General features: G+C 71.1%; 16 protein-coding genes and 1 pseudogene. 10 read left to right on the plus strand and 7 right to left on the minus strand.

The features are described from left to right. The first annotated feature begins 484 nt into the window (after nt 1-484). On the plus strand, nt 485-1,444 hold the full coding sequence (locus AB0C82_RS15040) for an excalibur calcium-binding domain-containing protein (RefSeq protein ID WP_362841040.1): 960 nt from the start codon (nt 485-487) through the stop codon (nt 1,442-1,444). 95 nt (nt 1,445-1,539) lie between these two features. Here AB0C82_RS15040 and AB0C82_RS15045 read toward each other — a convergent pair whose 3' ends face one another. Then, nucleotides 1,540-2,028, minus strand: coding sequence for an FxLYD domain-containing protein (locus tag AB0C82_RS15045; RefSeq protein WP_362841043.1), 489 nt, complete (start codon nt 2,026-2,028; stop codon nt 1,540-1,542). Nucleotides 2,029-2,162: 134 nt separating this feature from the next. Beyond that, entirely contained in the window at nt 2,163-2,444 is a 282-nt protein-coding gene (locus tag AB0C82_RS15050; protein ID WP_362841046.1) for a hypothetical protein, read from the minus strand. A 119-nt stretch (nt 2,445-2,563) separates the two neighbouring features. Between AB0C82_RS15050 and AB0C82_RS15055 the strand changes: the two genes are divergently transcribed. Next, nucleotides 2,564-2,923 (plus strand): arsenate reductase family protein, encoded by a 360-nt coding sequence (locus tag AB0C82_RS15055; RefSeq protein WP_362841049.1) that lies wholly within the window; start codon nt 2,564-2,566, stop codon nt 2,921-2,923. Nucleotides 2,924-2,966: 43 nt separating this feature from the next. Here AB0C82_RS15055 and AB0C82_RS15060 read toward each other — a convergent pair whose 3' ends face one another. Then, entirely contained in the window at nt 2,967-3,464 is a 498-nt protein-coding gene (locus tag AB0C82_RS15060; protein WP_362841052.1) for a carboxymuconolactone decarboxylase family protein, read from the minus strand. A gap of 47 nt (nt 3,465-3,511) precedes the next feature. Here AB0C82_RS15060 and AB0C82_RS15065 point away from each other — a divergent pair, with 47 nt between their 5' ends. After that, nucleotides 3,512-4,912, plus strand: a complete 1,401-nt coding sequence (locus tag AB0C82_RS15065; RefSeq protein ID WP_362841055.1) for a PLP-dependent aminotransferase family protein — start codon at nt 3,512-3,514, stop codon at nt 4,910-4,912. Between the two features lie 143 nt (nt 4,913-5,055). Then, complete coding sequence (locus AB0C82_RS15070; RefSeq protein WP_362841057.1) at nt 5,056-5,769, plus strand: hypothetical protein; 714 nt, start codon at nt 5,056-5,058, stop codon at nt 5,767-5,769. Between the two features lie 67 nt (nt 5,770-5,836). Here the strand turns inward: AB0C82_RS15070 and AB0C82_RS15075 are convergent, their stop codons facing one another. After that, complete coding sequence (locus tag AB0C82_RS15075) at nt 5,837-6,766, minus strand: Gfo/Idh/MocA family oxidoreductase (protein ID WP_362841060.1); 930 nt, start codon at nt 6,764-6,766, stop codon at nt 5,837-5,839. A 907-nt stretch (nt 6,767-7,673) separates the two neighbouring features. On the opposite strand from AB0C82_RS15075, the gene glnII reads away from it, so the two are divergent. Next, nucleotides 7,674-8,708, plus strand: a complete 1,035-nt coding sequence (gene glnII / locus AB0C82_RS15080) for a glutamine synthetase (RefSeq protein WP_362841062.1) — start codon at nt 7,674-7,676, stop codon at nt 8,706-8,708. 357 nt (nt 8,709-9,065) lie between these two features. Then, complete coding sequence (locus AB0C82_RS15085) at nt 9,066-9,635, plus strand: winged helix-turn-helix domain-containing protein (RefSeq protein WP_362841064.1); 570 nt, start codon at nt 9,066-9,068, stop codon at nt 9,633-9,635. Between the two features lie 74 nt (nt 9,636-9,709). On the opposite strand, the gene AB0C82_RS15090 is transcribed toward AB0C82_RS15085, so the two are convergent. After that, the gene (locus tag AB0C82_RS15090; RefSeq protein WP_362841067.1) at nt 9,710-11,845 is read right to left on the minus strand and encodes an MMPL family transporter; all 2,136 of its coding nucleotides are present in this window, start codon (nt 11,843-11,845) and stop codon (nt 9,710-9,712) included. A gap of 253 nt (nt 11,846-12,098) precedes the next feature. On the opposite strand from AB0C82_RS15090, the gene AB0C82_RS15095 reads away from it, so the two are divergent. Further along, a complete protein-coding gene (locus tag AB0C82_RS15095; protein ID WP_362841070.1) occupies nt 12,099-13,367 on the plus strand; it encodes a sensor histidine kinase in 1,269 nt (422 codons plus the stop codon). Further along, nucleotides 13,352-13,999 carry a response regulator transcription factor gene (locus AB0C82_RS15100; RefSeq protein ID WP_362841074.1) on the plus strand — a complete coding sequence of 216 codons (648 nt, stop codon included), beginning with the start codon at nt 13,352-13,354 and terminating at the stop codon, nt 13,997-13,999. Before AB0C82_RS15095 ends, AB0C82_RS15100 begins: the two co-directional genes overlap by 16 nt. A 39-nt stretch (nt 14,000-14,038) precedes the next feature. Here the strand turns inward: AB0C82_RS15100 and AB0C82_RS15105 are convergent. After that, a pseudogene (locus AB0C82_RS15105) lies at nt 14,039-14,552 on the minus strand (MarR family transcriptional regulator). Between the two features lie 44 nt (nt 14,553-14,596). On the opposite strand from AB0C82_RS15105, the gene AB0C82_RS15110 reads away from it, so the two are divergent. Further along, nucleotides 14,597-15,148: a carboxymuconolactone decarboxylase family protein gene (locus AB0C82_RS15110; RefSeq protein ID WP_362842036.1), complete on the plus strand. Its 552-nt coding sequence runs from the start codon at nt 14,597-14,599 to the stop codon at nt 15,146-15,148. Nucleotides 15,149-15,269: 121 nt separating this feature from the next. Continuing rightward, nucleotides 15,270-16,775: a DUF1996 domain-containing protein gene (locus AB0C82_RS15115; RefSeq protein WP_362841076.1), complete on the plus strand. Its 1,506-nt coding sequence runs from the start codon at nt 15,270-15,272 to the stop codon at nt 16,773-16,775. Between the two features lie 35 nt (nt 16,776-16,810). On the opposite strand, the gene AB0C82_RS15120 is transcribed toward AB0C82_RS15115, so the two are convergent. Next, nucleotides 16,811-17,290, minus strand: a complete 480-nt coding sequence (locus AB0C82_RS15120) for a hypothetical protein (RefSeq protein WP_362841078.1) — start codon at nt 17,288-17,290, stop codon at nt 16,811-16,813. Nucleotides 17,291-17,455 lie beyond the last annotated feature (165 nt).

The following is a 17,455-nucleotide window of genomic DNA, read 5'->3' on the forward strand; positions in this document are numbered from 1 at the left end:
CTACCACTCACTCCCGGGGGTGGTGGTGTCCTTGTTCTTCCTCCCTCTTTCCTTGCCCCACGCGGGGGTGGGGGCCGCCACCCCAATTGGGGTGGCGGCCCTCGCCGGCTTGTCGCATCGCCAGGCGATGTGAGCGCCCGGTCATGGAGTCGCCGGCATGGCATTCCAATCAGTGCATTCACGCTTTGGCCGTTGGTCCACGTTCGTCGGAGAGCGTGCTGATCCTTGGCCTGGAGGCGGGCACCTGACGGAGGACGGCACCGGGCCTACGAGCGCGCACTCAGTGGGCAGTGCCCCCATGTCGGGTAGCCATGTCTCAATCCACGCATTGAGTGAACGAAATGTGTTCAAGCTGTGTAGTTTGAGCGCCGCTCACTTCCCTGTTCCATGGAGAGACCCGATGACGCAACCACCGCCGCCCGGCTACAGCCAACCGCAGTGGTCCGGGCCGTACGGTCACCAGCCGTACACGCCCCCGCCGCCCGTGCCGACCCGGCGGTGGTGGCAGCACCCGGCGTTCGTCATCACGGCCTTGGTCCTCTTCCCGCCCGGCGGTATTGCCCTCGCGTGGCTCAGCCACTGGAGCAAGGCGAAGAAGATCGTTGCCACTGTGCTCGCCGGACTATGGTTCCTGGCCCCGTTCCTCGGCGACCCACCGAAGGATCCAAAGGACGACGCCAAGCCGAAGGCCGCTGCGACGGTCACTCCCTCCGCGCGCCCGGCGCCGAGCGAACCGCCCAATCTCGTGGGAAAGAACCTCAAGGAAGCCAAGGCCGCAGCCGGCACCGCCGGATACAACGCCACCTCGCACGACGCCTCGGATGACAATGCGGGCCAGTGGGACGACGACAACTGGAAGGTGTGCTTCCAGACGTCGGTCGACCGTCAGGCGGGCAAGAAGCCCACCCTTGACTTCGGTGTGGTCCGCAACGAGGTTCCCTGTCCGGCGAAGGACGGCGAGAAGATTCCGTGGCCGAAGATGCCCGGCGTCACCGGAATGACTTTCGAGAAGGCGTCCGAGACGCTGAAGCCGATCGGCTTCAAGGAGATCGAACCGGCCAGCGCCTACACGGACGTCACATTGCCCGGTGCCGTGGATGACTGGAAGGTCTGTTTCCAAGAGCCTGAGGCAGCTGAGGAGATCCAGTCTCCGGAGGTCGAGACCGCGCGCCTCATGCTCACGTCACCCAGCACCGCGTGCCCCAAATCCCCGCACACCGAACTGCACCCGGCCCCCGAGGCACCCGATGTGCCCGAACCCGAGGACGACGACTCCTCCAGCTCCGGCGGCTCCTCTTCGACCAGTGGGTCAGGCGGGGGCGGCAGCACCTACTACAAGAACTGCACGGCGGTCCGCGCTGCCGGCGCTGCCCCCATCCGCCAAGGCGATCCAGGCTTCGGCAGCCACCTCGACCGCGATGGCGACGGCGTGGCCTGCGAGTAGGAAAGGGCGATGCCCAACGGATCGTTCACGCCCTCCAGCCGAGTCGGCCAGTCGTAGGTGAAGCGTGACGTCGTCGGCGCGGCGGCGGGCGGGCGTCAGTGTCGCAGGGCCGTGCCGACCTGGGCGGTCACTTCTCCGTCGAGTGTGCGGTTGCTTCGGGCGGTGGCGTCCTTCTTCTGGCCGGGCTGTACGCCGTCGACCGAGACGACCACCGTGTCGACCAGTTTGTCGTCCTTGTCGCGGAAGTTGATCTGGACCACGTAGGACTGGGCGGAGCCGGAGCCGTTGGTCACGGTGAACGCCACCGTGGAGCGGCCGTCGGCGTCCTTGCTCACCTCGCCGAGCTCGACGTCGCCCTTGGCGTCCACGCCGTCCTTGAACCCGGCCAGTTTCTCCTGGGCGGCGGCGGTGGCCGAGGCGACCACGTCCGAGCCCTTCGACGCCAGTGACGAGGCGGCGGAGGCCGCCTTGGAGGCCGCGTCCGACGCGCCGCCGCCGTCCTCGTCCGAGCAGCCGGCGGCCGTTGCCGCCACTACCAGCGCCAGCAGCAGGGCCCGTGCCCCTCGTACGCCGCGTCCTGTCATCTGCGCCTCCCAGCAACTCGCGATGTTCTCAGTCAAGGCGGAGGGCGACGGGTGCGCATGGTGTGTAGGCCGAGTGGGGGCACGGCTGTGCCCCCGGTCTCCCGGGGGCACAGGTCAGGTGCGGGGTGCGGTGGTCAGCGGCCGTAGCGGATCAGGGTGCGGACCATGCGGCAGGTGGTGTCGGACGGCGGGTGGGTGCCCAGGCGCTCGGCCATGGTGCGTATACGGGCGTTGGTGGCGCTCGACGGCTGGTAGACGCCCGTGTCGAGCAGGGCGATCGCCAGACGCATGGCCTTCAGGCGGCGGTTGTGGGAGACGTACCACTCGCGGGGCCGGCCCGCGGGGAGTCGCTTCCTCTTCAGCGGCTTGGTGAGCTGGTGATGGAGCGGCTTGGTCGTGACTGCGGCAACGGCCATCGGCAACCTCCTGGCACGGTGGTGGAACCCTCACGAACTCCCTTTATTTTACTGCCCCCCACTGACAATCGCCCCTGGCCAGAAGGGCTTTCGCGACTCCCTCGCGTAACCTGGGCCCCATGGAGATCTGGATCAATCCGGCCTGTTCCAAGTGCCGCAGCGCAGTGGACCTGCTGGACGACGAAGGTGCCGAATACACCGTCCGCCGTTACCTGGAGGACGTGCCGTCGCCCGACGAGATCCGGGCCGTCCTGGAACGGCTCGGGCTCGAACCCTGGGACATCACACGGACCCAGGAGGCGGCCGCCGCGGAGCTCGGGCTCAAGGAGTGGCCGAAGGAGGCCGGTTCACGGGAGCGGTGGATCGAGGCGCTCGCCGCGCACCCGAAGCTGATCCAGCGGCCGATCATCACCGCGGACGACGGGACGGCCGTCGTGGGGCGTACGGACGAGGCCGTACGGGACGCTCTGGGGCGGTGAGACGCCGGCCGGAGTGAGGGGGCCCGGGCACCCCCGGGCCGGGTCAGCGTTCGTCGGTGCCGGCGCGCTTGCCCGTGGCCAGGGCGATCCGGTTCCAGGTGTTGATGGTGAAGATCAGAGCGAGCAGCCGGGCCAGCTCCGACTCGTCGAAGTGCGCGGCGGCCCGCCCGTACACCTCGTCGGAGATCCCGCCGTCCGCGACCCGGGTGACCGCGTCGGTGAGGGCGAGCGCCGCCTGCTCCCTCTCCGTGAAGAAGTGCGTCGCCTCCTGCCACACGGCGACCATGTGCAGCCGCTCCTCGCTCTCGCCCGCCTTCCGTGCGTCCGTGGTGTGCATGTGGAGGCAGTACGCGCAGTGGTTGAGGTGCGAGGAACGGATCTGCACCAGCTCGACCAGCGTGGGGTCGAGCCCCTCCCGTGCCGCCGCGTCCAGGCCGATCACGGCGCGGAACGCCTTCGGGGCGGCCTTCGCGAAGTTGAGCCGGACGGTGGTGCCGGTCGGGGCGGACGGGGCGTCGGTCTTGATCTCTGTCGTCGTCATGGGTACGAATCTACGAGAACCGGCGACCGGCTACGGGGTGCATTTCGATGATTGATTCATGGGTCAATTCGGCTGAGGTCCTGGGCAGCGATCTGCCGCTCGCCCTGTCGGGAACGGGCAACCGGCGGGCCGTGCTCATGCGGGCGCTGCGCGAGGCCGTGCGGAGCGGGCGGCTCGCGCCGGGTACCCGGCTCCCGCCGTACCGCTCGCTCGCCGTCGATCTGGGGCTGGCCCGCAACACGGTCGCCGACGCCTACGCGGAGCTCGTCGCCGAGGGCTGGCTGACCGCACGCCAGGGCTCGGGCACCCGGGTCGCCGAGCGGGCGGCCCCCGTCACCCCCGTACACCGGCAGCGGACCCCGCCCCGGAGCGCCCGCCCGGTCCACGACCTGGTCCAGGGAAAGCCGGACCCCTCGGTGTTTCCCCGGACCGCGTGGCTGGCCTCGGCCCGGCGGGCGCTCACCGAGGCGCCGCACGACGCCTTCGGGCCGGGCGACCCGCGTGGGCGGCCGGAGCTGCGGCGGGCACTGGCCGGCTATCTGGCCCGGGTGCGCGGAGTCCGGACGGCCCCGGAGCGCCTGGTGCTCTGCTCGGGCGCCGCACACGGGCTGCGCCTGCTGGCGGACGTCCTCGGCGGGCCGTGGGCGGTGGAGGCGTACGGGCTCCCCTTCCACCGCGAGCTGCTGAGCGGCCGGGGCGTCGGCACCCGGCCGCTCCCCGTGGACGAACACGGTGCGCGGGTCGATGGGTTGAGGGGCACGGACCGCGCGGTCCTGCTCACCGCCGCGCACCAGTTCCCGACCGGCGGCCCGTTGCATCCGGAGCGGCGCGCGGCCGTGGTCGACTGGGCGCGGACGAGCGGCGGCGTGGTGGTGGAGGACGACTACGACGGCGAGTTCCGCTACGACCGGCAGCCCGTCGGCGCGGTCCAGGGCCTCGATCCGGAGCATGTGGTGCTGCTGGGTTCCGTGAGCAAGAGCCTCTCCCCCGCGCTGCGGATCGGCTGGCTGGTGCTGCCGGAACGGCTGGTGGAGGACGTCGTGTCGGCCAAGGGCGAGCGCGAGCAGTGGTCGAGTGCCACGGACCAGCTGACGCTCGCGGACTTCGTGGAGTCGGGGTCGTACGACCGTCAGGTACGCCGTATGCGGCAGCGCCACCGGCGCCGCCGTGACCAGCTGGTGGCCGCCCTGGCCGAACGGGCGCCGTCCGTCCGGGTCTCCGGGATCGCGGCGGGTCTGCACGCGGTCCTGGAACTGCCGCCGGGGACGGAGCACTCCGTGGTGCGGGCGGCGGCCTGGCAGGGTCTGGCGGTCGAGGGCCTCTCCGGCTACCTGCACCCGGCCGCCGGACCGGGTCCCGACGGGCTGGTCGTGGGGTACTCGACGCCGGCCGAGCACGCCTATCCGGCCGCCCTGGACGCCCTGTGCCGGGCGCTGCCGCCGGAGTGAACCGGGCCCGGACGGACTCCCGCGGTGCGCAAGTCATGGGCGGGGCCGCTGAAACGAAGGGCGCTGTTACCCGTACGTAGGAGCACACAGCACCGCGTCCGGCCGGAGCGCATCCCGCGTTCGGCCGGGGACAGGAGCCCCACGTGTCACGCAGGAAGACCCTCAGCCGCAAGAAGAAGCTCGCCCTCTCGGCCGGGGCCGTCGCGCTCGCCGGCGCGACGGCAGCCGTGCTGGCCGGGACAAGTCAGGCATCGCAGTCGGCTTCGGCGGACAGCTCGTCCGTCGTCTGTACCGGGCTGGCCACCGCGCTGAGCAACAACGAGCAGTTCATCGCCGGGCAACGGGCGGCACCGGACGCCCAGTCGGCGGCGCGGATAGCCAACCGGGAAGCCGTCCTGGACCAGATCCGTCTCCAGCAGGCAGCATCCGGCTGCGCGGGCGGGGAGGGCGGGACGGCCGATGAGGCCGGCCCGGACGCTGCCGCGCCACCGGCCGATGTCCCGGCCGCCGGGGAGGACGGGACGGACGCCTCGGGCGCAGGTGGTCAGGGCGCCGACGAAGGTGAGGGCGCGGACGCGGGCGCGGACACCGGGGCGGGGGCGGGCGCAGGTGAGGTCGTCTGCGCCGGGTCCACCGTGACACTCTCCGGCGAGGGCGGCGCGCCGGCCGCTTCCAGCGGCGAGTTCCCCGTCGGTACGGAACTCAGGGTGACCAATCTCGACAACGACAAGTCCACGACCGTGAAGGTCGCATCGGTCTCCGGCAGCTGCGCCCTGCTGAACAACGCGGCGTTCGAGCAGGTGCGCGAGCCGGGCAAGTTCCTGATCCGGAACGCGCGCATCGAGCGCGTGGGCTGACCGGAACGGGCTGGACGTCACCGCCCGGCGGGCGCGCCGATGGCCGGCCGGGCGGTGACGGTGCACCTCATGGCGCGGGCACCGGCCCCAGGCCGGCCTCGGCCCGCGCGAGCAGTTCCGTGAGCCGGAGACCGAACCGCACGTCGCAGGGGTGCGCCACTCCCGTACGTACGGAGTCGATCAGCGCGTCCACGGCCGCCCGGAACGAGCCCACCGCATCGTCCCACCGGGGCAGCGCGACCACTCCCCGCTCACCCCTGAGCTCGAGCTCCATGCCCACCGCGCCCAGGGGCGCACCGAGCCCGAGCGTCACCGTGCTCGAAGCGCCCGAGGTGTGGCGGAGCACCAGATGGGTGGTGCCGACGGGTCCGCGGGCCGCGGTCACCTCCGTCACCTCGCCCAGCACCGGGATCAGGACCGAGAGCACGTGCGGGCCGACGTCCCACAGCCCGCCCTTCTCCGCACGCCAGGGCGAAGCGGCGTACTCGTTGTTCGCGCCCGGTGCGTACAGCGCGCTGAGCCACTGCGCGCGGGCGGTGAACCAGCCGTCGAGCGCGGCCTGTTCGGCGATCCAGTCGGCCGTCCCGGCGGCGAAGCGGAGGGTGCAGAAGACCACGGAGGCGACCCCGGCCAGCTCGGCCGCCTCGGCGACCGCCCGTGCGCCCGCCACGGTGGTCGCCACCGGCTTGTCCATCAGCAGGTGGCAGCCCGCGGCCGCGGCGCGGGCCGCCAGCGGGGCCTGGATGTCCGGCGGCAGCGCGAAGGCCACCGCGTCACTCGCCGCGAAGAGCTCGTCGATGCCCGTCTCGCCGGTGTACGCCTTGGCTCCGTGGTCGGCGGCCAGCGCTGCCGCCGCCTCGGGCCGACGGCCCCAGACACCGCTCAGCTGGACGCCGGGGTGGGCGGCGAGGGCGGGGGCCTGGGTGTTGCGGGCCCAGGGGCCCGTTCCGAGCAGGCCGATCCGCAGCGGCGTGTTCGGTGCAGTGGGTGTGGTCATGGGAGTCAGTGTGCCCGCCCCGGACAGGGCGGCGCGGGCCACCCGGCCCGCGAACGGGGTGGCGGGGCACGACCGGCCCGCGAACGGAGTGGCGGGGGACCGTCGGTGGCGGTCTCGTCGCACGGGCCGGCCGCGGGACCTCGGCCGCGACTTCCCAGACATGCATCTCAAGCGGTGATTTCGCTGATCGCGCGCCCGTTCCCCGCTCGGACACGGCGTGGTCCGTGCGAACCCCGTATACGACGCCGGCGGTCTCGATGTGCGGCGGGTGACGCCGAGCGTGCACACGGCGGGATCCGGGAAGCCGAGGACCTGCCGGTTCCGGCGGAACCGGCGCACTTCGCGGGTGGCCGTACGGGGGGGGACAGCTGTCCGGACCGGCGGTGGCGCGGTTCGTGGGCGGCCGGGGAGAGGAGTGAGGCGCACGACACATTGCCGCGCGTGAGCTGCTGGACGCCTCGTACACGTCCGACCGGGTGTACCGGATGGGCGACTTCACCCTGGGGCGGTTCCTGACGCCCTTCCTGAGCGACCAGGAGGGCCGGCGCATGGGTGAGACCGTCACCGGCCACCACGGGCGGGCCGCCGACTGAAGACGTGACGGCTGTCGAAGGCCCAGGTCGGACGCGTGCATCGGCCGAACGGACCGTCCGCCGCGGACCGGTCGTCCCCCGGGCTGCCGCTCCACCCGGCACGAGCCGGGAGGAGTTGGTGCGCCGGATCCACGAAGCCTGGTTCGCGTCCCTGCGCACAGCCTGTGCGTGACCGGGCCGTGCGCCCGCACCACGCCCCGGGTATACGGAGGAAACCTAGGTAACACGGGGTTCACATTCGGGCAACGGCCGGGAAATCGCGTCTTGCGAAGCTGCGCAGCAGAGACCGCAGCACCCCTCGAAGGATGGCTTCCGTGACGTTCAAGGCTGAGTACATCTGGATCGACGGCACCGAGCCGACCGCCAAGCTTCGTTCCAAGACGAAGATCATGGCCGGGTCGCCCTCGGCGGACGTCGCGGACCTGCCCATCTGGGGATTCGACGGTTCGAGCACCAACCAGGCCGAGGGCCACGCCTCCGACCGGGTCCTGAAGCCGGTCTTCACGTGTCCGGACCCGATCCGCGGCGGTGACGACGTCCTCGTCCTGTGCGAGGTCTTCAACATCGACATGACGCCGCACGAGTCCAACACCCGTGCCTCGCTGCGTCCGGTCGCCGAGCAGTTCGCGGGCCAGGAGCCCATCTTCGGCATCGAGCAGGAGTACACCTTCTTCGACGGGCACCGCCCGCTCGGCTTCCCCGAGGCCGGCTTCCCGGCCGCGCAGGGCGGCTACTACTGCGGCGTCGGCGCCGACGAGATCTTCGGCCGTGACATCGTCGAGAAGCACCTCGAGAACTGCCTGACCGCCGGTCTCGGCATCTCCGGCATCAACGCCGAGGTCATGCCCGGCCAGTGGGAGTTCCAGGTGGGCCCGCTGGCCCCGCTGGAGGTCTCCGACCAGCTGTGGATCGCCCGCTGGCTGCTGTACCGCACCGCCGAGGACTTCAACGTCTCCGCGACCCTGGACCCGAAGCCGGTCAAGGGTGACTGGAACGGCGCCGGTGCGCACACCAACTTCTCCACCCGCTCGATGCGCGAGGGCTACGACGCGATCATCACCGCGTGCGAGTCGCTGGGCGAGGGCTCGAAGCCGATGGACCACGTCAAGAACTACGGCGCGGGCATCGACGACCGTCTGACGGGTCTGCACGAGACCGCCCCGTGGAACGAGTACAGCTACGGCGTCTCCAACCGCGGCGCCTCGGTGCGCATCCCGTGGCAGGTCGAGCAGGACCAGAAGGGCTACATCGAGGACCGTCGCCCCAACGCCAACGTCGACCCGTACGTCGTCACGCGGCTGATCGTCGACACGTGCTGTGCCGCGCTGGAGAAGGCCGACCAGGCCTGATCCCGCTCCACGTCCGTACGCGGGGGCGCCCACCGGATTCCGGTGGGCGCCCCCGCGTCGTCGGTGGGAGCGCCGTGGGCCTCCGGCCGGAGACGGACCGTATCGACGGGTGAGAGGACCCTGATGCGCTGACGCGATGTCTGCTTCAATGGGTACATGGCCAGCTTCCAGCACATCTCGTCGGGTCGCAGCGACCTCGAGCCGTTCTGGCCCTCTCGTCAGCATCATGACTTCGACCGGGTGTGTTGCCGCGCGTGGAACGCGCAGGCCCTCTAAAGCCGCTCACCCCGGTCTTCGGCCCGCGCGCACGACGTACGTCCTTCCTCGACGACTCCTCGCGCGAAAGAGCTGACCCTCATGGCGAACACTCGTACCTTCTCCGCCGCTTCCGCCGCCACCGCGGCATCAGCGGTGCCCGCTGCGGCCACCTCCACCGTCCGCCCCTTCTCCCCGCGTCACCGGCTGCGTTCCGTCGACCCCGACGAGGTCGTCCAGTTCTCCGAGGTGGCCGGTCTGCTGCCGCCCGGAGCCACCTGGCTGCCCGCTCCGCAGCACACCCTGCCCACGCTGCCGGGGCAGCCCCCGATGATCGGCTACCTGGTCCTCGTACCGGCCGATCAGCAGCCGGTCGCGGAGGAGCCGGACGGCGGGCCCGTCCGCATCGACTCCACCCGGCGCACCGCGGCCGTGGACGGCGTACCGCTGGATCTGACCTATCTGGAGTTCGAGCTCCTCGCCCATCTGGTGGCGCATCCCCACCGGGTGCACACCCGCGATCAGCTGGTGACGACGGTCTGGGGATACGGACACGTGGGTGACGGGCGCACCGTGGACGTCCATGTCGCCCGGCTGCGGCGCAAGTTGGGCGCGGAGCGCCGCGGCATGATCCAGACGATCCGGCGCGTGGGCTACAAGTACGCCCCCTGACAGCCTCTTCGGGCAGTGGGCGCGTGCGGCCCCCGGATCCGGTTCGCACCGGTGCCGGGGGCCTTGTCGTGCGGTCAGCCGCGTGGGGCCGCCGCGGTGGCCGCCGCCGGCTCCGGGCCGGCCGCCGGCTCACCGTGCTCCAGGACCGGCAGCCGGGAAAGGCCGCGCGGGACGCGCCAGTTCCGCTCGCCCAGCAGCGCCATGACCGAGGGCAGCAGGACCATCCGTACGACCGTGGCGTCCAGGAGCACCGCGACGGCGAGGCCGACGCCCATCTGCTGCATGTCCTGCATGGACAGCGTCCCGAAGACCGCGAAGACGGCCACCATGATCGCCGCGGCGCCGGTCACCGCTCCGGCCGTGCGCCGGATGCCCAGGTCGATCGCGGCCCGGGTGTCCAGGCCGCTGTCGCGGGCCTCGCGGATCCTGGACACGACGAACACGTGGTAGTCCATGGACAGCCCGAACAGCACCACGAGGACGAACAGCGGCATCCAGGACTCGATCGCGCCGACTCCTTCGGACCCGATGAGCTCCGCGCCCCAGCCGTGCTGGAACACGGCGGTCATCACTCCGTACGTGGCGGCGACGGAGAGGAGGTTGAGCAGGATGGAGGTCACCGCGATGACGTACGAGCGGAAGCAGAACAGCATCAGCAGGAACGTCACCACCGTGATGAAGACGAAGACCGGGACGATGCCGCGCTTCAGCTGGTCGGTGAAGTCCACCGACCCCGCGGTCTCACCGGTCACGTAGGCCTCGGCGCCCGTCCCGTCGAAGGCCTCCGGCACCCGGTGGTCCCGCAGGGCGGCGAGGTCGGCCTCGCCGCCGGGGAGCGGTACCTCGATCTCCGCGACGTTCTGCGCCCGGTGGACGGTTACCCCGTCGAAGGTGGCGAGCGCCTCGCGGACGCCCGGGGCGGTGATGTCGTCCGCCCTGACCACGATCACGGCGGGGTCGGGGCCGCCGGGGAAGCTCTCGGAGATGTGGGCGTACGCGACCGCGAGTTCCGAGTCCGAGCCGAACTGCTTCTCCATGCCGAGCTGTTCGGTCCTCATGCCGAGAGCCGGCGCCGCCAGGGCGAGCAGGACGAGGGTCGAGGCGACGGCGAAGAGTCCCGGACGTGCGAGCACCGGCCCCAGGACCGTGCCCGCGATCCCGCCACCGGTCCGCGCCCGCTTCGCGCCGCGCCGGTTCAGGAGCGGTACGCGCCCGGCGTCGATCCGGTCGCCCAGCCAGGCCAGCAGGGCGGGGAGCACGGTCACGGAACCCAGCATCGCGACGAGGACGACCAGGATCGTGGCGAGGGCGAAGCCCTTGAACAGCATCAGTCCGGAGAGGAACATGCCGGCCATCGCGACCATCACCGTGACACCGGAGATGAGGACGGCCCGGCCGCTGGTGGCCGCGGCGATACGCAGCGCGGTCCCGGCGTCGCGGCCCGCGGCCCGCTCGTCGCGCTCGCGCCGCAGGTAGAACAGGCAGTAGTCGACGCCGACGGCGAACCCCATCAGGAACATCACGGAGTACGTCGTCTGGAACAGGTGCAGCTGGTGGCTCGCCAGAGAGAGCAGGCCGAACGCGGCCATGCACGCGGTCAGGGCGAGTCCGACGGGCAGCAGCGCGGCCACGACGGCGCCGAACGCGACCAGCAGGATGCCCAGGGCCAGCGGCACGGCGGTGAACTCGGCCTTCCGGAAGTCCTCGGCGAGCAGGTCACCGAGCCACTTCCCGGCGCTCGCCTCGCCGAACTGGTGGATCTCGACGTCCGTCCGGGCCTCCCGGACGCCGGAGACCGCGTCCAGCACGGGCTGCACCCTGTCCGCCGCGGTCGCCGCCTCACCCTTCATCTCGAAGGTGATCAGTGCGTCCTTGCCGTCCTCGGAGGGGACGGGAGCGGCGAGGTTCCGCACCTCGCCGGTCCTCCCGACCGCCGCCGACAGCTCCTCCGCCGCCCGCTTCCACTCCCCCGCCTCCTTGCCGGACACCATGACCAGCTCACCGGCGGGGTGGCCGAGGCCCGCGTCGGCCAGGATCTGCTCGGCCTTCGCCGAGTCACCCGCGCCGTTCTCCGCCTCGGTCATCTCGACCATGCCGGACGCCCCGCCGAGGCCCGTGGCGAGCAGGACGAAGAGCAGCCAGCCGAGTACGGCCGTCTTACGGTGGTGTGCGCTCCACACACCGATGCTTGCCGCGAGGTTGCGCCTCATGCGGTTTCCGCCCCCAGAAGTAGACGTTGCACGTCGAACACGAACAGGACGCTCCTGAATCTAGGAACGGGCGGTCCGGCGCCCCAGCCGCCGGCGCCCCCGTTCGTGGAGCCGCAGGGCGACGCCGGACGGTGGTGCTGGGTACACCCCCGGCCCGGTGACGGGACGGCTTACGGCCGGAGCCCGCCCGGGTGAGACTGTCCCTGGACCGGGGCCCCGCTCGGGACCCGGCGAGGGGAGAGAACCTGTGGACATGGCCGCGGAACGGCGTCGGATACGGGGCGCGGCGGTGGCCGCGGGGCGGGGCCTCGTCCTGTCGGTCCTGAGTCTCGCGGGGTCGGTGACGCTGTTCGTCCTGGCGGTGCTCTCCGTCACGTTCGTCGTGCTGGGGATCGGGCTCGTCACCACGCCGTTCGTCCTGGAAGTGGTGCGCAAGCACGCCGGTCAGCGCCGGCTGTACGCGGCCACCTGGGCGGGCGTCCGGATCCCCGTCCCGTACCGCCCCTTCCCGCCGGACCTGCGCAGCGGATTCACGGGGCAGGTGGAGCGCACACTGCTGATACTCAAGGACCCGGCGACCTGGCGGGACCTGCAGTGGCTGCTGGCCGACATGACGGCAGGCTGTGTGGTGTCCCTCCTCGCGTTCGGGCTGATGGTCTACCCGGTGGAGGGCTTCGTCCTGGCGGCGGGCCTGTGGCGGGTGTTCGAGGACAGCACGTACTGGTACGCGTTCGTACCGGTCTCCAGTCAGCTCACGGGACTGGCCGCCGCCGCACTCGGCGTCGTGCTCCTCGGGCTGGGCACGAGGGCCGCCCAGCCGCTGCTGCGCGCGCACTTCCTGCTCGCACGGGTGTTCCTCGCCCCCACGCAGGAACAGGAGCTGGCGCTGCGTGTCCACCGGCTCACGGAGACCCGGCACGAGGCCGTCGACACGGCCGCGGCCGAACTGCGGCGCATCGAGCGGGATCTTCATGACGGCGCGCAGGCCCGGCTGGTGGCCATGGGCATGAATCTCGGCACCATCGAGGCCCTCGTCGAGAAGGACCCCGCCCAGGCGAAGAAGATGCTGGCCATGGCCCGTGAGTCCTCCGCCGAGGCCCTCGCGGAACTGCGGGATCTCGTACGCGGCATCCATCCGCCGGTCCTCGCGGAGCGGGGGCTCGGCGACGCGGTGAAGGCCCTGGCTCTGCGCCTGCCCGTCCGCTCCGAGGTCGCCGTGGAGCTGGCAGGGCGCACCGAGGCGCCGGTGGAGTCGGCGGCGTACTTCGCGGTGAGCGAGGCGCTGACGAACGCGGTGAAGCACGCGGGGGCAGACCGGCTCTGGGTGGACGTGCACCACGCGGAGGGGATGCTGCGCATCTCCGTCACGGACAACGGCAGGGGTGGAGCCGTCATCGGTTCCGGCTCGGGACTGAGCGGGATCGAACGCCGGCTCGGTACATTCGACGGCGTACTGGCCGTCAGCAGTCCCGCGGGCGGTCCCACCATGGTGACCATGGAGATTCCTTGCGAGTTGTCCTAGCCGAAGATCTCTTCCTGCTGCGCGACGGTCTGGTGCGCATGTTGGAGGCGTACGACTTCGAGGTCGCGGCGGCCGTGGAGACCGGGCCCGAACTGACAAGGGCACTGGCCGAGTTGCGTCCGGACGTCGCCGTCGTCGACGTCCGGCTTCCGCCGTCGCACACGGACGAGGGCCTGCAGTGCGCTCTCGCGGCCCGGCGTGAGCGGCCCGGGCTGCCGGTCCTCGTGCTCTCGCAGCACGTGGAGCAGTTGTACGCACGCGAGCTGCTGGCGGACGGCAACGGCGGCATCGGCTACCTGCTGAAGGACCGGGTCTTCGACGCGGACCAGTTCATCGACTCGGTGCGCCGGGTCGCCGCGGGCGGCACGGCCATGGATCCGCAGGTGATCTCGCAGCTGCTGTCACGGCGCGCGCGGGACGAGCCGGTGGAGGGCCTCACGCCGCGCGAGCGGGAGGTCATCGAGCTGATGGCCCAGGGCCGTTCGAACGTGGCGATCGCCTCGCAGATGGTCATCACGGAGCGGGCGGTGGCCAAGCACACGTCGAACATCTTCGGGAAGCTCGGCCTGCCCCAGTCGGACGACGACAATCGCCGGGTGCTGGCGGTGCTGGCGTACCTGGACCGGGGCTGACCCCGGGGCGGGGTGGGGCCCGTCCGGCCCCCCGCCCGCTCAGCCCGTGAACCACCCCGCCGCGTCGAGACGGAACGCGTTCGCGGGCGCCATCGCGCGCAGACCGGCCTCCATCTCGGCCACCCGTCCGGCGCCGAGGACCGCGACCCACTCGGCGCGGATGCGGTCGAACCCCCGGGCGGACCTGACCAGCACGTCCGTCCCGCGCGGGGTGAGCCGGACGAGCTTGCGGCGGCCGTCCGCCGGGTCGTCGACGCGCTCCACGTACCCGAGGACCTCCAGCTTCTCGACGGTCTTGCCGGCGGCCTGCTTGGACACCCCGAGCCGCCGCCCGACCTCGCTGGCGCTCGCGCCTTCCCGCCCGACCGCCTGGAGGGCGAACCCGTAGGCGGGCCGCACGTCCGGGTGGCCGTGCGCGGCCAGCTCGCGGTGCAGGTCGTCGATGATCGACCGGAAACCCGCGAACAGCAGCAGCGGCAGCTCGAATCCCGACCCCTCGTCCCGCTCAGCCATTGCGCAACTCGACAACCTGGTTTACCTTTTCGTCAATCATGTTGTCGAGTTTACCGTGAGAGCCGAGAGGTACCCATGGCAGCCATCACCTCGTCCGCGTTCCCCGAACACACCCTCGAAACCGCACCCGCCGCCGCCCGCCGAACCATGGAGTCCGTGGCGCGGAGGACCGGCTACCTGCCCTCCGCCGTCGCCCGGCTCGCCACCTCACCGCAGCTGCTGGACGGCTTCCTGAGGATGAGCGCGGTCTTCGAGTCGACCACGCTGGATCCGCTCTCCCGCGAGGTGGTGATCATGACGATCGCCACCCGCAACGAATGCCACGTCTGCGTGGCGATGCACACGGCGAAGCTCACCGCGCTCGGTGCGGACGACGAGTTGATCACCGCCCTGCGCGACGACGGCGCACCCCCGCTCCCGGACGAACGACTTGAGGCGGTACGGCAGTTCACGCTCGACGTGCTCGCCACGTCGGGAGCCGTCGGCGACGCGCGTCTGCGGAGTTTCCAGGCGCACGGCTACACCCCGCAGAACGCGCTGGAGGTGGTTCTCGGCATCGGCGCATACACGATGTCCACGCTCGCGAACCGGCTGACAGGGGCGCCCGTCGACGACCAATTGGCCGCCTTCGCCTGAGTGTTGAGCATTCCGTTCGTTTTGCGGATGGAGATTCCCATGAATTCCGGAGCCGTCTGAACAGGGTGCGCACCCGGCCCGTATGGGACGTGACGCTTCTCCCTCGAAGCAGAGGAGTTCCATGGGACGCACATCGCGCAAGAAACGCAGCTCTTTGGCCAATCGGGCGATCGCCGCCTCGGCCGCACTCATCCTGGGCGGAGGTGGACTGGTCGCAGTCAATGTCTACGCAAGCGCGGGAGAAGGGTGGTCCGGCTCGCCTCCGGAACAGACGGTCGAGGGCCCTCAGATGTCCACCATCGACTGCCCCGACGTGGCGAACGAACTTCGCGAGGTGCCCGAAGAGGCACGCGGGGAGGTCGACCGCGAACTCGCGGCGATGGATACGCAGATCACCGACGCCTACCAGCAGTTCGCCGACCGGAAGGAGCAGATCGCCCAGGATCCCGATCTCGCGGAGAACGCGGTACTCGGACCGCTCAGGGACAAGAGGACGGCGAGTCTCGACCGCATCGGGATCGCCATCGAACGCACCGGCACCGCCCGCCCGGAGGGGCTGGACGGACTGGCCTCGTGCAGCCTGCGCGCGGACGACGCCGCAGCCGGCGGCGAAGGCGAAGGTGCGGGCGAAGGCGAAGGTGGGGACGAAGGCGAAGGTGGGGACGGCCAAGGCGAGGAGGAGGGCCAGGACCCCGGTGAGGGTGAGAACCCGGCACCGGACCCCGACCCCGCCGCGGAGGGCAACGGCCCCGAGGCCGCCGACTTCGTCGACATCCAGTCGGTCCAGCCCAACGTCGAGCGCCCCCGCCAGCGACGGGGTGCCTCACGCGGCACCTTCACGACCGACTGCGGGCGCAACGAGAACGGGAAGTTCAACCCCGACAACGTCATCGTCGCGCCCGGAGTGAGCAACGGCGCCCACCACATGCACGATTACGTGGGCAACCAGGCGAACGACGCGTTCGCGAGCGACGACGATCTGGCCAGGGGTGCGACGACCTGCCGCAATCAGGGCGACCGGTCCACGTACTACTGGCCGGTGCTGCGCCTCCAGAACGGCCAGGACGAGAACGACGTGGCCGCCGACGGCGGCGGCAAGGACCAGAACGTCGGCGAGATCCAGACCCCTTCCGAGGTCACGCTGAATTTCGTCGGGTCACCCAGGGGGAAAGTGACGGCGATGCCGCGATTCCTGCGGATCATCACCGGGGACGCGAAGGCGTTCACCAATGGTGACGCGAACGCCAACGCCTCCTGGAGCTGCACCGGATTCGAGGACCGTCAGCTGAAGGACAAGTATCCGATCTGTCCGGAAGGCAGCCAGGTGGTGCGCTCGTTCGCATTCCAGAGCTGCTGGGACGGTCAGAACACCGACAGTGCGAATCACCGCACCCATGTGGCTTTCGCACAGGAGGACGGCAGCTGCCCGCAGGGGTTCCGGGCCATTCCGCAGCTCGTGCAGCGCATCGTGTACGACGTGCCGCCGGGCCCCGGCTTCGCCGTCGACTCCTTTCCCGAGCAGCTGCACAAACCCGTCACGGATCACGGTGACTTCATCAACGTCTTCGGGCGCAAAGCGATGAACAGGATGGTGAGCTGCATCAACGACGGCCGTAGGTGCCGCTGACCTTGAAGTCTGCGGCACCCGTAGGACCTGCGCGGTCAGCTCCCGTGGTGACCGGAGTGCCCTCCCTCGCTCCCCCCACTGCCACTACTCCCCGAGTGGTGGGGCGAGGCGGTCTCCACCGTCCCCCCGAGCCGGCCGCGCAGCGCCGCGACCACCTTCGGATCGCCCACCGCGACCCACTTGCGGCCGACGAGGTACGAGCCGCCGTAGTCGTTGGCCTCGTCGATCCACTCCCGCTGTCCGCGGTCCGTGGCGAAGGTGGCCAGTACATAACGCCCGTCAGAGGTACGGCAGTTGGCCTGCCGGATCTCTTGCGCGTCGGTCTGCAGGTTGGGCTCGCAGCGCGCCTTGGCGGCCAGCTGCTCCAGCGTGCCCGTCGCGGTGGGCGGCGCGTCGCGTTCACCGTCGCCGTCCGCCGCTCCCCCGCCGCATCCGGCGAGCAGCACGAGCCCCGCACACACGACGACGGCAGCCCGACGTCCCTTTTCCCGGCGCCGTTCCAGCTGTGTCACCATCCGCCCATCGTGCCCCGTGGGCCCCTCCCTTCGCGGCTGAACGGTGGATTCCTCACGGGCGGGCGACGGCCGGACCGGGCTCACGGGACTCCTCGACATGAACACGGGCGGCGCACCCCGCCGCCCGGCGCGTCGCCGGAGTGACCATCGCACCATTCGCTCGTT

Source organism: Streptomyces sp. NPDC048560 (assembly GCF_040650955.1).
Classification (GTDB): Bacteria; Actinomycetota; Actinomycetes; order Streptomycetales; family Streptomycetaceae; genus Streptomyces.

Coding starts and splice junctions, on each gene's coding strand:
- AB0C82_RS15090 (WP_362841067.1), bottom strand. CDS start 11,845: ATGAGGCGCAACCTCGCGGCAAGCATCGGTGTGTGGAGCGCACACCAC.
- AB0C82_RS15120 (WP_362841078.1), bottom strand. CDS start 17,290: ATGGTGACACAGCTGGAACGGCGCCGGGAAAAGGGACGTCGGGCTGCC.
- AB0C82_RS15065 (WP_362841055.1), top strand. CDS start 3,512: ATGATTGATTCATGGGTCAATTCGGCTGAGGTCCTGGGCAGCGATCTG.
- AB0C82_RS15055 (WP_362841049.1), top strand. CDS start 2,564: ATGGAGATCTGGATCAATCCGGCCTGTTCCAAGTGCCGCAGCGCAGTG.
- AB0C82_RS15085 (WP_362841064.1), top strand. CDS start 9,066: ATGGCGAACACTCGTACCTTCTCCGCCGCTTCCGCCGCCACCGCGGCA.
- AB0C82_RS15045 (WP_362841043.1), bottom strand. CDS start 2,028: ATGACAGGACGCGGCGTACGAGGGGCACGGGCCCTGCTGCTGGCGCTG.
- AB0C82_RS15060 (WP_362841052.1), bottom strand. CDS start 3,464: ATGACGACGACAGAGATCAAGACCGACGCCCCGTCCGCCCCGACCGGC.
- AB0C82_RS15115 (WP_362841076.1), top strand. CDS start 15,270: ATGGGACGCACATCGCGCAAGAAACGCAGCTCTTTGGCCAATCGGGCG.
- AB0C82_RS15095 (WP_362841070.1), top strand. CDS start 12,099: ATGGCCGCGGAACGGCGTCGGATACGGGGCGCGGCGGTGGCCGCGGGG.
- AB0C82_RS15050 (WP_362841046.1), bottom strand. CDS start 2,444: ATGGCCGTTGCCGCAGTCACGACCAAGCCGCTCCATCACCAGCTCACC.
- AB0C82_RS15075 (WP_362841060.1), bottom strand. CDS start 6,766: ATGACCACACCCACTGCACCGAACACGCCGCTGCGGATCGGCCTGCTC.